Here is a 13,495-nt window from a genome sequence, read left to right as displayed (position 1 = left end):
CCTCGAGGTCCAGCGCCCGCACGGCCACGACCTCGCCGTAGCGCTTCTCCATACCGCGCAGCTCGACGCCCTGCGGCGCGCGACTCACGGAACCCACGCCACTCGGAGGGCCTCGCCGCACGGCCCGTCGAACCGCTCGCCGTCCAGGGCAACGCTCACCCGCTCGGGCTCCACCTCGACGGACACCGTGTGACCCCGCGCGGTGACCGGTCCCAGCGACACTCGGGCGGGACCGTTCGGCAGCGGCCGCACCTCGATTCCCGACGCGTCCACATGGAGCCCGGCGAATCCGCGCGCCAGCAGATCGAGGATCCAGGAGTGCTGGTAGTCGTCGATGCCCCGGAAGTGGCACGCGCGGCCCGTGTGCGGGTTGTAGTGCTCGAAGCAGTTGGGGCGCGAGGGGTCGCCGTCGGTGAACATCATGCGCGCGAAGCGGTCGAGCATGTCGGCCGCCAGCATGCCGGCCCGCGCGCTCCCGCCACGCCAGCAGCGCAGCAACCCTTCGATCACATGGCTCGTCGTCATCGGCCATACCCGCCCGTTCCATGGGCAGTTGCGGCGCTTCCCCCGCCACATGCCCTCCGCCGAGAATCGCGGATCGTCCACGCTCGACGAAGGCAGGGGGAAGCGCGTGCCGAAGGTCGCGGGATCCTCGAGGTGGTCGAACAGGGCGCCGAGGCGGGCCCCGCCCACTCGTTCGGTGAGCAGCGGGTAGAACCCCACCGCCGCCTTCACGCCGGTGCGCTCGCCGGTGCGCCCGTCCACGTCGGTGAACAGCCGGGCCTCCGCCGACCACATGCGCTCGTCGATCGCCCTCCAGCAGCGGGCCGCGAGCCCGCGCCACTCGGCCTCGTCGCCCGCCCGCTCCAGGCGGCGCGCCACCGAGCCGAGGGCGCGGAACAACTGGTGCGCGTACACCGTGACGTCGATCCCCTTGAGGCGGAGGCGGGGACGCCACCCCGCGACGTCGGCTTTCTCGTCCACGGCCATGTAGCGCGACATGTACTCCTGTCCCGTCTCGAAGTGGTTCGTAACGGTGAACATCCCCGACGCCTCGGGGTCGCGCGCCGCCGTCAGCCAGCGGGCGTAGCGCGACAGTCCCTCGTAGCAGCGGGCCAGCGCCGCCGCATCGGGGTGCATGTCGTCGACCGCGAGCAGCGCGTCGCCCCAGTTGGCGTGGTAGAAGTCCGTGCCCTCGAGGCGCTCGGGATAGAGGCGCCCGTGGAAGGAGCCGTCGGGCTTCTGGTTGTCGACGAAGTTCAGGAGTGAGCCCCACGCCTCGCGCCCGCCCCTCCGCCACCGCATCTCCATCACGTGGCACTGCGCGCTGTAGGCGATCGGCACGTGGAAGTACTCCGGGCCCTCGGCGATGGCGGGGTGCCGCACCGGGCCCCATGGACCCTCGATGCGGTTCAGGCCCAGCCCGTAGATGCGGTAGTCGAAGGTGCGGTCGAGATACGGATCGCCGCACTGGAAGTGGGGAAAACCGCCGAAGAAGGACTCCCAGGCGGAGGCTGCCGGGGTCTCGCCGGCCGGGGGCGTCGAGGACGCTGGAGCCGGGCCCCGAGCTTCGGCGCGCCGGAGGCGGAGGGTCAGCCGGAGGGTCGGCGGGCCGCCGTCGCCGATCCCCGCCAGCGGAAGGGCGACGGCAATCCAGATCCACCCGAAGCGGCGTGCGCCTGTTTCGGAGTTCAGGTCGGAGTTCGGGTCGGGGGCCGCGCCGGGTGCGGGGTCGGTGCCCTCGCAATCGGTCGCGGCGCTCCCCCGGGCGCCGCCGCCGCCGCTGTCTTCCGCGAAGGGCGAATGCCGCCATTCGGGCGCGCCGCGCCCCTCGGAGGGCACGATGCGCCGCCACGCGGGCGAACCCGAGCCCGCGAGTTCCGCGCGCAGGACCAGTTCCTGCCCGCGCCGGTCCGAGACGGTGCGCGTCCAGCCCATGCCGGCCGCCGTGGGTTCGACGCCCTCGGTCGCGTCGGCTGGCTGCGCGGTGAAGCCGACGAGGTGGCCCTCGAGCTCGCGGGGGACGTGCCAGGCTGATTCCAGGATTCCGCCCGGCAGCACCTGGCGGTGCTCCTCAACGGTGGCGCCTCGCTCATCCGACCACGTTACGACCAGCCGCCCGGGCTGCCACCTGCGTGGCGTCAGGTCGCGACCGTCCGGGCCGCAGGTCGCACTGCGGACCGGGCTTTCCGTCCCGTCGGGGCGCACGAGAGCGACCGAGAACCCCGGGCCGACCTCATGCTGCAGCAGGTGAACGGGATCCCAGAACCCCGGCCGGTGAAGCCACTGCGGGAACGGCGGCGCCCACACCACGCCGTCCAGCCCCCCCAGAAACCACTTGTCATCGCGAGCCAGGGCCGCGATGCGCGCCCTGGGGGGCACGGCGGGACGGGAAGTGGGGGCGTTCATCGGAACACCATCGAACCACATACGTCGCCGGTCAACGGCCTGACACTTACTCCCGCCGTGGCGCGTAGACGGAACTCAGGCCCCCTGCAGGTACGGGGTGCCCGGGCGAGGCGGCGTTCGCGGCCGCGCGACCCGTACAACCCTGTGCTCAGCATCTGGAGAAAGAGATGTCCCGGAATCGTCAATCCCCCGGCCGCCGCTCGCGGCGCATCGCCCTCACGGGCGCCCTGTTCACCGGTCTGGCGTCGGCGGGTTGCTTCTTCATCGGCGACAGCGACGCCCGCGACGAGGCGGAGGATGCGCGCGAGAGCTTCGAAGAGGCGATGGAAGAGTTTACCGAGGCGGCCGAGGAGGTCGCGGAAGCCGCCACCGATATGGTCGAGGACCTGGCCGACGGCCGCAGCGTCGAGAATCCGGTCGACTTCCGCGAGTTCTACGATGTCCTCCCCGACAGGGTCGGTGACTTCCGTCGGACGTCCCGCGAGGGCAACACGGCCGGCGCGTTCGGATTCAAAGTGTCCGCAGTCGAGGCCGAGTACGAAGCGGGGAACGGCGCCGAGGTCGACATCACGGTAGTGGATGCCGGCGCCCTGGGCTCCATCGGGTCGAAGGCCATGGCGGCGTGGCTCGACGCCGAGGTCGAGGCGGAGAGTGACGGAGGCTGGGCGCGGACGCTCGAATACGGAGGCCATCCTGCCTTCGAGGAGTTCGAACGCAGGCGTGACAATCGAGGTCGCGGAACGTTGGCCTGGTTCGTGGAGGGTCGCTTCGTGGTCGCGCTGGATGGGCGCGACGTCACGGTCGACGAACTCTACGAACTTCGTGACGCGATCGACGTCGACGCCCTCGCCGAACTCCCGGACCGCGAGGGGAACTAGCCCTCAGCGGCCCGTGGCAAAACCCTGCGTCGCTCGAATGCAGCGGGGCTCTTGCCACGGGCCGTTACGGAGCCCGAGCCGGCGGGTCAGCGGTTCCACGCCGCAGGACCGGGAATCCCGCGGCTGACCTGCACTTCCAGGCCGGGGTCGAGAGACAGTTCCTCGGCAATCCCCCGCGCCAGCGTAGCGGGCGAAAGGTCTCGCAGGATCGCGCGAATGACTCCGGTCCGCGGGTCGCGTACGATCGCGGCCGGCCGGTCGGTCGCGGCGTCCAGCGTGGCGGACCCTCCGGGCCCGGAGAGCGTCAGGCTCGACAGAGTGCCCGCCCACTCCGCGCGCACAGGCAGGGCGAAGGCGAAACTCGATCCTCCGTCGCCGTGGACGATCCTCGGCATGTCGAAGGGGAGTGAGAACAGCTCCTCGCCGCCCGCGCTTCGGCCGCGGATGACGTATTCGCCGACGGCAAGCGGCAGAGTCGGCGGGGCGTCGAGGACGAACGTCGGCTCCAGATAGGGGGCGCCCGTCTCATCGACACCGCCCCACAGGAGGAGCGTCCGATTAGGGATCGCCGCCGTCCAGTCCGAGGCCTGTGTCCCCGTCCCGTCCGCTGCCGCGGTGCGCTCCGTGGCGAGGCGGTGGCGCATCGCGTTGGAGAAGTGGTAGTCCCCGATCCAGTGCGGATCGCAGTACCCCATGATGTCCGGGGTGTCCGGCGCGACGAGCGCCCCGCCGTCGCGGAAGTCGTACCCCCATGCCCTGATGCGGCCGTCCGGCTCGGGATACCAGGGGTCGACCCCGTACGCGCTGCAGGGAGCGTGGCTCAGGCTCATGTTGTGCCCGAGTTCGTGCGCGATGATGTCGATCCGCATGTCGGCGAAGCTCGAGAACCCGCCCAGGTATGCGAGCCCGCCCCCGTCGCTCGCGGCCGCCGTGCCCATGTAATGCCCGGTCCCCCCCTCGGCGACCCGAATCGCGTTCGTCTCGCCGAGCAGGGCGCTCTGGTTGTTCGTCGACGTCATCACGGGTTCGTGCGCCGTGACCGTGAAGTCGCCCACCGGCAGAAGCGTTCGCGTATACCAGAGGAGCTCGTGGTCCGGGGTCAGGCTCTCCACCAGCGACACGATCGAGCGGTCCGTATCCGAACTCACAAGGAACGGGATCACCGTGAGATCGAACGTGGGCATGGCCCGCACGTCCACCGCGCGCCGCCCCGCGTCGGGAATCCGCCGCGTGAGACCGAGGGCCGGGTCCAGGGTCCCCTCCGGGTCCGTCTCCACGACCACCTCCAGGCCCGGCTGCACGACCCACCCGGGGATGAGCGCGTTCACCGACGACGCGAGCGATCCCTCGTCGATCTCGGTGGGCACGGGGTTCGACTGTGCGGGAATCTCGACGACATATGATTCCGCGTCCTCCACGAAGAACCGTGCCCGGACGGGCGGGAAGTCGACGGAGGTGCCTTCCGGGGCGGTCAGGAAGACCCGGAGCAAGGCCGAATCACCCGCGACGAGCGGGACCGGGAAAGCCATCGACTGAACCGCCTGGGTGAGGAGGATCGAGGATCCCTCGTCCGCGCATGTGGCGACGTGGTGCCTTCGAATCCGATTCAGCCACGCTGCGAAGATCGGATCGGCTGGCGCACAGAGCGCCGAACCGCCCAGATGGAGCCCGGCGAGCCCGGTGATCGCTGTCATTTCGAGGGGCAGGGGACCGGACAGCTCCGCGTTGCCGGAAAGGTTCAGTGTCCGAAGCCGCGCCAGGCGGCCGAACTCCACCGGTACGGGGCCGGTAAGGTCGTTCGAGTGAACCAGCAGGGTTTGAAGGCCGGCGAAATTCCCCAGTTCGGGAGGAATCGCTCCGGTGAGTTGGTTGTCGCCCAGATCCAGCAACTCCAGGCGGGTCAGGCGACCGATCTCCGGGGGGATCGCTCCCGCAAACGCGTTACCGCCGAGTTCGAGCCGGTACAGGTTGGTGAAGTCGCCCACATGGGGCGGGATCGTTCCGCCGAGTTCGTTCTCCCGAAGCTCCAGCCGCTCGAAATCGGGGAGGTGGCCCAACTCGGGCGGGATGCCGCCGGAGACTGCGTTTCGCGACAGGCGGAGCGAACGTAGGCGCGGAAGATCGCCCAACTGCGGCGGGAGCGTCCCTTCGAGCCCGTTGAACTCGAGGTCAAGTCCCACGACGCGCCCGTCGCCGTCCACCTCCACTCCGTGCCAGTTGTCGAGCGGATGACCGCTGAGCCAGTTCTCGCTCTGGAGCCAGTCCGGGCCGCCCAGCGCCGCGTAGATCGCTTCGAGTGCGGCGTGATCCGCCGTGCGCGGCACCGGCACCAGGACGTTGAAGGTGTGCCGCGCCTGCTGACCCAGGGGATCGCGGGCTCGGATCGTGACCTGCGCTTCGCCCGGCGCCACCCCGACAGCGGTGACGGCGCTCCCGCTGAGCGAGACCGAGACAACGCCGGCGTTCGAACTCTCCGCATCGAAAGCGAGGGCATCCCCGTCCGGATCCGAGAAGTAGGCGGCCGCGTCCACGGTCAGCGTCTCGCCTACAGCGAGTTCCTGGGCCGGAATCTCATTCGTGGGCACCGGTCTCTGGTTCGGCGCTTCGGGAGGCGGCGCGGTCGCCTCGTCGCCGCAGGCCGTCGCCAGGGAGACCGCGAGAACGAGCAGGGCTGCGGCGACGGCGGGAGAGTGTCTTCGGAGCATGGAACGGCCGTTCAGTCAGCTCGACAGCGGGATCGACCGGCGGTCGAGATCCTCGAGCGCGGAGCGCTCCCGGTCGGAATCCTCGATGATGCGGTCGGCAAAGTACTCGATGTTGTCGACCGAAGCCTCACCTGCCAGCGACTTGATGCCGACTGTCGCGACAACCCCGAGCGCCTCGCCCATCGTGTGGGCCTCGGCGACGAACGCGCGCGCGATCGACTCCATCACGCCCTGCGCCTCGGCGATGACGATGTCGGCCCGCCCCGACAACTCCTCGAGGCGCCGCGACTCCTCGAGGTCCCGATTGCAGCGGTCCATGACCGACAGCCGCGCGTCGCAACCGTTGTAGAACTTGCGGAGCGCGGCCGCCCGCGCGTCCAGCTTCCCGAGCGCTTCGCCGAGCTTCGCCTCGAGCCGGTTCGCGATGCGGCCCTGCGCACGCGCGAGTTCGCCCCCGGGTTCCGCGCGCAGACGCTCGTGCCAGTACGCGGAAGAACGCTGCGCCTCGTCTGCGGCCTCGGCGAGCGACGCGCGCGCCCGCCCCCATTCCGAGTCGGCCCCGAGCGTGCGCGCGCGGTGCTCCGCGATCCGCTCTCGGAACTCCGCCACCGCGAACTCGTGCACGCGCACCACGGCCCAGGGTTCGCCGTTCCGGTAGGCGGCGATGCCATGCGCCACCGTCTTCCGGATCTCCGAGCGTCTCCGCCTGGTGGGGGCGTGCTTGGAAATATCGGCCAGCAGCCAGATCACCGCGGCCGGCACGATGACCGCGAGAAACCCGCCGGGCCCCGCAGAGACGCCGGCGACGCAGGCGCCGACGATCACGAGTGCAACCATGCATCCGACCGCCTTGAAATCCCCGGCGGACGTCCCGGAACTGGCGGCTTCTTTGTCGAGCCGCTCCTCCGCGGCCTCCGCGCTGCGCTCGAAGCAACGTCGGGCGAGCGCGTCGATCGAGACCTCGGGGTCGCTCACCGCACGCTGCGCCCGTCAACTGGTGGCGCGCGGCGGGGTGCGCACGATGACGCCGGGGACGCCGGCCTCGCGCAGCCGGTTGTTGAACGCGGCCACGTCCGTGTCGATGATCTGCTGGAGCGTCCCCAGCCACTCCCCGAGTTCGGCCTCGAGTTCGTCGGCGCGGGTGCCCGCCACCTGATTGGGACGGTCGTAGGTCGACGAGATGTAGCCGTACAGGTTCGCGATCTCGTTGTCGAGCATGGGCGGGAAGTTGAGCGGATCCTGCCCCGCCCGGTTCTGCGTCTGGAAGAGTTCCTCTTCGACGTCCGTGAGTTTCTCGCCCGTCTCGTCGGCCATCTCGGTGAAATCGTCGCCGTAGCCGGCTTCCTCCACCGACTGGGCGATGTCGCTCATCTGCGACCGGATGGAGCGCGCGTCGCGCACCGCGTCGTGGGACTGCTGGAGGAGGCCACGCACGCGAACCATGAGGTCGTGCTGCGCCTGCAGGTCGGCGACCGTGACCTGGTCCACCACCCGCGGGTCGATGTGGACCGCGAGCGGCTGGGTTTGCGTCGCGTCACCCGCCGACAGCCGCACTTCGTAGCTTCCCGGCACAGCGGGGACCCGGCCCGTGAAGCCCCAGATCCGGGCGCCCTGCACGAGGTCGGGCCCTTCTCCCTGCAGGTTCCACACCGCGCGGTTCAGCCCCGCGCTCGTCTGCAGACGGTCGGGCGACCAGCTGGAGGAGCGGCCGACCGCCGCCTTCGCCTCGTCGTCCCACGAGCCGGGGTTCGAGGAGTAGACGCGGACGACATCGCCACCGCCGCCCGCGATCTCGACGTTGACGGTCTCCTCCATCCCGTCCCCGAATCCATCTCCCAGTGCGAAGTGGATCACCGCGCCGTTGGGGAATACGCCCTGCGCGCGCACCGCGTCGCCCGGCGCATAGAGATGCACGTCGGCGGCGAGCGAGGCCGCGGACATGGTCCGGAGCGGCGACACGTCGTCCAGGATCCAGAAGGAGCGGCCCTGCGTCGCCACGACCAGATCCCCTTCGTGCACGCGCATGTCGGTGATCGGCGTGATGGGCAGGTTCTGCTGGAAGCGCTGCCAGCTGTCGCCGGCGTCGAAGCTCAGGTAGAGCCCGTACTCGGTCCCCGCGTAGAGGAGGCCCTCCCGCTCCGGATCCTCGCGCACGACGCGCACGAAGTGGCCCGGCTCGATGCCGTTCGTCGACAGACGGGTCCAGCTCTCGCCGTAGTCGTCGGTGCGCCACATGTACGGAGTGTCGTCCGCCATCCGGTAGCGGTACACGGCGACGTGCGCCCGTCCCGGGCCGTGCGCCGAGAGGTCGATCATGTTGACGGTCGAGAACTCCGGCAGGTCGCCGGGCGTGACGTCGGCCCAGTTCGCGCCGTCGTCTCGCGAGACATGGATGAGGCCGTCGTCCGAACCCGCCCACAGGACGCCCGCCTCGTGCGGCGACTCCTCGAAGGCGAAGATCGTCCCGTACACCTCGACCCCGGTGTTGTCCCACGTGATGCGGCCGCCGGCGAAATCCTGCTTCGTCGTGTCGTTGCGAGTGAGGTCGGGACTGATCGTCTCCCAGGAATATCCCGCGTCACGCGTCCGGTTCACGAACTGCGAGGCGTGATAGACGACATCGGGATCGTGGGGGGACAGACGAATCGGGGCGTTCCACTGGAAGCGGTGCCGCATCATCTTCGCCGCGTGCCCCAGCTGCAGCTGCGGATAGAGGAGCATCTGCCGCACGTCGCCCGTCTCGCGGTCGACCCGGTTGATGCTGCCGCCGTAGCAGCCCGCGTAGGTGACGTTCGGGTTGCGCGGGTCGATCGCGATGTGGCCGCTCTCACAGCCCCCGACCGCGGACCAGTGCTGCGCCGGCTGCACCGCCGGCATCCCCCGGCTCGGCACCATGATCGTGGAGTTGTCCTGCTGCGAGCCGTACACCCGGTAGGGGAACTGGTCGTCGACGAACACCCGGTACATCTCGGCCGTGTTCTGGTTGTAGTACGTGGACCAGCTCTCGGCGCCGGTCGTCGTCACCTGCCCGCCGCCGTCGTTCGCCACCACCTGGAAGTCGGGGTTCTCGTAGTTGATCCACAGGTCGTGCACGTCCCCGTGCGGGACGCCGTAGCTCTGCCACGTCACGCCCCCGTCGATGGACTTGTTGTAGCCGACGTTGAGAGCGTAGACGGTGTTTTCGTCCACCGGGTCCGCGTAGATGTGCGTGTAGTACCACGCCCGCTGCTGGAGCCCGCGGTCGTCGTTCACCCGCCGCCAGCTGTCGCCGCCGTCATCGGAACGGTACACGCCGCCGCGGTCGTTGGGCGCCTCGATGAGGACCCACACGCGGTCGGGGTTGGCGCGCGAAACGGTGATCGCGGCCTTTCCGACGAGGCCCGTGGGGAGACCGCCCTCGAGCCGGTCCCACGTGTCTCCGCCATCGGTCGAACGGAAGATGCCGGACTCCTCGGAGCCCGAGATCGCGGTCCACGGCTTGCGCTCGCCCCGCCATGCGGCGGCGAAGATGATGCGCGGATTCCCCGGGTTCATCGCCAGGTCGACGACGCCCGTGGAGTCGGAGATCGCGAGGACGTGGTCCCACGTCTCTCCGCCGTCCGTCGTGCGGAAGACGCCGCGCTCGGGGTTGAATCCGAATGGATCGCCCATCGCCGCCACGAAGGCGATGTCCGGGTCCCGAGGGTGGACCTCGATGCGGCCGATCTGGCCCGCGTTGGGCAGTCCGACGTGCGTCCAGGAGTCGCCGCCGTCGGTGCTGCGGTAGACGCCGATCCCCTTCGACACGTTACCGCGGATGCACGCCGAGCCCGTGCCCACGTAGATCACGTTGGGATCGCCGTCCGCCACGTCGATCGCACCGATGGAGCCGGTCTCCATGTAGCCGTCGGAGATGTTGCGCCAGTTGAGGCCGGCGTCATCCGTGCGCCACACCCCGCTGCCGGTCCCGCCCATGAAGTAGGTGAGCGGCTGCTCCGTGATCCCGGCCACGGCGGTGCTGCGCCCGCCCCGCGGCGGGCCGATGGAACGGAAACTGAGGCCCGCCACGTCGGCGGAGTCGAAGACCACGGCCTCCTGCGCGGCGAGCGCCGGAGTCGACGCGGCAAGAACCAGTGAGACGGCAACGAGCGGGGTCAGCGTGGCGAGCGTGAGGACATCCTGCTTGCGCATGGGGCTTTGGCTCCTGTTCCGGCGACACCTGAATCGGCTGTGGCTATACGGGGTCGACCGGACGGGGCGCCGGTCAGGACCCGCGGGAGCGCCAACGTAGATCGATGATGGGCGTCCCGACAATCACAGGTCGGGGGTGCCGCGTGACGGGTCCGGGATCAACGCTCCCAGGGGTTGACGAGTGCAATGCCGAGACCCTCGAAGTCGCGGACGTTCCTCGTGACGATCGTGGAGCCACGAGAACCGGCAATTGCCGCCATCTGACAATCGGCCTGCGAAATGGGCCGGCCGGCCGCGCGCCGCGTGGCGGCGATCGTTGCGTAGTGACGCGCCGCCCTGCTGTCGAAAGGCAGGATGCGGCTGGCGAAATCTTCCCTCAGCACATGTTCGATAGCGGTGGCGAGCGCATCCCTGCGCACTCCCCGCGGCATGATCTCGACCCCGAACCAGAGTTCCGACTCACCAACCGCCGTGAAGAATAGGCTGGTGGCCGGACATCCTCCTACCCAGGCCTCCACGGCCGGACGAGGCACCGGCCGCATCAGTTCGGACACGACGTTCGTATCGAGAACGAACATCAGGATGACGCCCCGTCGAAGATGGGTGGCTCGCGCACGGGTTCCCGCACCGGAAGTTCGAGTTCGACACCGCCGAGGGGCTCGAAGCGAGCGCGGATGGCCCGCGCCAGGTTTCGAGGTTCGGCCCGCTCTTCGACCGCCGCGCGCAGTATGGTGCGTGCCTCCTCCTCCATCGAGCGACCGTTGCTCGCCGCACGAATGCGAAGCCGGGTTTTTACTTCGTCGTCCAGGTTACGAATCGTGATGCTGGCCATGGCTCTCCCCCCGCCGGTCCCCGGCTGATCTGCCGGGACGGACACGCAACCTGTGATTGCAATGCAATCATGTCAACGAACGGAGGCAGTCGCGCGGAGGCCGTCTCCACGCCCGGCGTGACGCGTTGACGGCATGGTGCGATGGTGCGACCATATCTGGACATGAGAACCACACTCAATCTTGACTCCGATGTTCATCGGGCCGTGAAGAGCATCGCGCGCGAGCGCCGCGCGAGCATGGGTTCGGTCGTCTCCACGCTGGTGCGGTCCGCTCTGCGCCCCGAGAAGCACGGCTCCGCTCAGGTCGACGGCTTCCCCCTCTTCGAGGTTCGCGAAGATGCGCCCCCGATCACGCCCGAGATGGTCGCCGACGCCCTGGAGGAGACCTGATCCGGCTCCTGGACGTCAACGTCCTCGTCGCCCTCGCGTGGCCGAACCACATCCATCACCGTCGCGCGCACGCGTGGTTCCGGGCGATTCAGCGCCACGGGTGGGCGACGTGCCCGGTCACGGAAACCGGTTTCGTCCGCGTCTCGAGCAACCCGCGGGCCATCCCCGACGCGCGCACTCCCTCCGAAGCCATCGCCTTGTTGCGGCGCATGCGAGCGCTGCCGGGACACGTGTTCTGGACGGACGACGTGTCGCCGGGTACGGGCGACGCAACGCCGTTCGGGCGCGTCGTCGGATATCGCCAGGTGACGGATGCCCACCTGCTGGCGCTCGCGATCCGCAGGCAAGGGCGCCTCGCCACGTTCGACCGCGGCGTTTCGGAACTGATTCCGGATGGCCTGGAGGGAACGGCCGAACTTATCCCGCAATCAACGAAGGAGTAGGTGCCCCGGCGCGCAGGCCTCGTGCGCGCCGGGGACAACTGGATACTGCGGGCCTACCGTGAGATCCGGGCCGAGTAGACCGACAGGTCTCTCGGCGTGAAGTCCTCTCCCGTGACCTCGATCGAGCGGACCCGGTACCGTGAACCGGGTCGCCGATCGGGGACGCGGAACTCCAGGATGCGCCCCGGTGATAGCGCTCCCGCCACGATGACCTCCTTCCGGCTCCCATCCCCGGCTTCGAACAACTCGAGCCCGGGTGTGCGGAGTTCCCCGATGTCCGGGCCTTCGACGGCCAGCCATGCGCCGCTGAGGAGGGCGCCGGCCGGTGCCGCCAACTCGACCCCGAGGAAACCGGGCTCCGGCTCCCCGGCGGAGGGCTCGACGAGGCCGCGCCCCTGATCGCAGCCCCACGAAAGGGTGACCACCGCGAGGAACGCGAGTGCGGTCCGAGTCGGGCTTCTGCACCTTCGGCCACGCCCGTCCGGTCGATGGCCACGGGGATAGCAGCGAGACCGCCGTCTCCTCGGACGGTTGGACCGCTCGGCTCGCCGGCAGCGGACGGCCCAGGAGAGCATGTCGCCGAGGTCGTAGCGGCCGTTGTCGTTGCCAAGCCGGTCCAACGCGTCCAACTGCCCTCTGCTCAGGTCCAGTTCGCCAAGCAACGCCGCGGCCGCTGACTCCGGGGTCACGTCACTCAACAGGCCGGGTGACTCGTTCTCCGGAGCGTCCGGTGAAGCGGCCGGGTCGTCGTCACTGACGTTGACCACAACATCCACGCTCTGCCCGTCATAGCCGCCCCCCGACGCCTCTACCCGGAGCGGCACGCGCTCGTCCGACGCGTTCGCGTCGTTCCGCGCCTCCACCGTCACTCCCCTCCCCGACGTCCAGGACGCGGGGCTGAACGAGACGGTAGGCCGGCTGGCCTGGACGCTCGTACCGTCCATGCCGGTGACCGTCACCGTCACCGTGCCCGACGGCTCGCTGGTCAGCACGACCACGAAGGCGGCACCGTCCCCGTCTCCTTCACTCACCGTCAGCGCCGCGGGCGCCACCAGCATCCGGTCTTCCGGCAGTTCGACCCGCAGACTGCTCGCGCCCCATTGGTTGTCGTACCCATTGGCCACCGATGTCGCCGCTCCCGGCTGGACGACGATGTACAAGCGTCCGGCCTGGGTCGGCATCATCTCGACCGTGTACTCCACACCGGCCCGAACCTCCGTGTAGTCCCACGGAAATACCCCGACATTCGTGGAATCCACGGTCGTGCCCGCATGGGTCTGCCACACGATGTCCTCTTCGGCAAAGCCCCGGACCGGCTCGCTGAAGGTGAAGCGCGTCGTGAACGGACCATTCGCGGTCCCTGCGACCTGTTGATCGAGAGGTGGCTGCACTCCTTCGAAGGTGATCTCCACCGTCGGACCCAGGGGTCGGTTGTTGATCCGGATACTGCCGCCGTCGATCGCCTTGCCGCCGACATCCACCGAGATGCTGAGTTCCTCGCCGGGATCCTCGATCCCGTCGTCGACCGCCGTGATCGTCACTACGACCGAGGTGGAGCCTGCCGGCAGGATCACCTGATGACCCGGGGTCGCGCTGTCGCCGTCGGCCGGCGTCACCACGTAGTCGATTCCTCGGTCGCCGTGCCTCCGAAGTGGATGGTGAGGACCT

Annotated in this window: 10 protein-coding genes; 3 read left to right on the top strand and 7 right to left on the bottom strand. The window is 69.4% G+C overall.

The annotated features are described in order from the left end of the window. Positions 1 to 84: 84 nt before the first annotated feature. Positions 85 to 2,409, bottom strand: coding sequence for an MGH1-like glycoside hydrolase domain-containing protein (locus tag ACOQPP_RS11610; protein WP_419166842.1), 2,325 nt, complete (start codon positions 2,407 to 2,409; stop codon positions 85 to 87). A 167-nt stretch (positions 2,410 to 2,576) separates the two neighbouring features. Between ACOQPP_RS11610 and ACOQPP_RS11605 the strand changes: the two genes are divergently transcribed. Beyond that, entirely contained in the window at positions 2,577 to 3,287 is a 711-nt protein-coding gene (locus ACOQPP_RS11605) for a hypothetical protein (protein WP_420636560.1), read from the top strand. Between the two features lie 86 nt (positions 3,288 to 3,373). Here the strand turns inward: ACOQPP_RS11605 and ACOQPP_RS11600 are convergent, their stop codons facing one another. From ACOQPP_RS11600 to ACOQPP_RS11580, 5 genes are all read right to left on the bottom strand, one after another. Then, a complete protein-coding gene (locus tag ACOQPP_RS11600) occupies positions 3,374 to 5,992 on the bottom strand; it encodes a hypothetical protein (protein WP_419166844.1) in 2,619 nt (872 codons plus the stop codon). Between the two features lie 15 nt (positions 5,993 to 6,007). Further along, positions 6,008 to 6,967, bottom strand: coding sequence for a hypothetical protein (locus ACOQPP_RS11595; protein ID WP_419166845.1), 960 nt, complete (start codon positions 6,965 to 6,967; stop codon positions 6,008 to 6,010). A 15-nt stretch (positions 6,968 to 6,982) separates the two neighbouring features. Continuing rightward, positions 6,983 to 10,162 carry a WD40/YVTN/BNR-like repeat-containing protein gene (locus ACOQPP_RS11590; RefSeq protein WP_419166846.1) on the bottom strand — a complete coding sequence of 1,060 codons (3,180 nt, stop codon included), beginning with the start codon at positions 10,160 to 10,162 and terminating at the stop codon, positions 6,983 to 6,985. 158 nt (positions 10,163 to 10,320) lie between these two features. Continuing rightward, positions 10,321 to 10,740: a type II toxin-antitoxin system VapC family toxin gene (locus ACOQPP_RS11585; protein ID WP_420636559.1), complete on the bottom strand. Its 420-nt coding sequence runs from the start codon at positions 10,738 to 10,740 to the stop codon at positions 10,321 to 10,323. After that, positions 10,740 to 10,994, bottom strand: a complete 255-nt coding sequence (locus ACOQPP_RS11580) for a FitA-like ribbon-helix-helix domain-containing protein (protein ID WP_419166848.1) — start codon at positions 10,992 to 10,994, stop codon at positions 10,740 to 10,742. Before ACOQPP_RS11580 ends, ACOQPP_RS11585 begins: the two co-directional genes overlap by 1 nt. Positions 10,995 to 11,198: 204 nt before the next feature. Between ACOQPP_RS11580 and ACOQPP_RS11575 the strand changes: the two genes are divergently transcribed. Next, the gene (locus ACOQPP_RS11575; protein ID WP_419166849.1) at positions 11,199 to 11,384 is read left to right on the top strand and encodes an antitoxin; all 186 of its coding nucleotides are present in this window, start codon (positions 11,199 to 11,201) and stop codon (positions 11,382 to 11,384) included. After that, positions 11,384 to 11,827: a TA system VapC family ribonuclease toxin gene (locus ACOQPP_RS11570; protein WP_419167166.1), complete on the top strand. Its 444-nt coding sequence runs from the start codon at positions 11,384 to 11,386 to the stop codon at positions 11,825 to 11,827. The genes ACOQPP_RS11575 and ACOQPP_RS11570 overlap by 1 nt, the downstream gene beginning before the upstream one ends. A gap of 53 nt (positions 11,828 to 11,880) precedes the next feature. Here ACOQPP_RS11570 and ACOQPP_RS11565 read toward each other — a convergent pair whose 3' ends face one another. Then, the gene (locus tag ACOQPP_RS11565; protein WP_420636558.1) at positions 11,881 to 13,443 is read right to left on the bottom strand and encodes a hypothetical protein; all 1,563 of its coding nucleotides are present in this window, start codon (positions 13,441 to 13,443) and stop codon (positions 11,881 to 11,883) included. Positions 13,444 to 13,495 lie beyond the last annotated feature (52 nt).

Source organism: Candidatus Palauibacter sp. (assembly GCF_965222475.1).
Classification (GTDB): Bacteria; Gemmatimonadota; Gemmatimonadetes; order Palauibacterales; family Palauibacteraceae; genus Palauibacter.
The sequence above is the reverse complement of the archived record's forward strand: the minus strand, read 5'-3'. Positions and strand labels throughout refer to the sequence as shown.

Coding starts and splice junctions, on each gene's coding strand:
- ACOQPP_RS11585 (WP_420636559.1), bottom strand. CDS start 10,740: ATGTTCGTTCTCGATACGAACGTCGTGTCCGAACTGATGCGGCCGGTG.
- ACOQPP_RS11610 (WP_419166842.1), bottom strand. CDS start 2,409: ATGAACGCCCCCACTTCCCGTCCCGCCGTGCCCCCCAGGGCGCGCATC.
- ACOQPP_RS11580 (WP_419166848.1), bottom strand. CDS start 10,994: ATGGCCAGCATCACGATTCGTAACCTGGACGACGAAGTAAAAACCCGG.
- ACOQPP_RS11590 (WP_419166846.1), bottom strand. CDS start 10,162: ATGCGCAAGCAGGATGTCCTCACGCTCGCCACGCTGACCCCGCTCGTT.
- ACOQPP_RS11605 (WP_420636560.1), top strand. CDS start 2,577: ATGTCCCGGAATCGTCAATCCCCCGGCCGCCGCTCGCGGCGCATCGCC.
- ACOQPP_RS11600 (WP_419166844.1), bottom strand. CDS start 5,992: ATGCTCCGAAGACACTCTCCCGCCGTCGCCGCAGCCCTGCTCGTTCTC.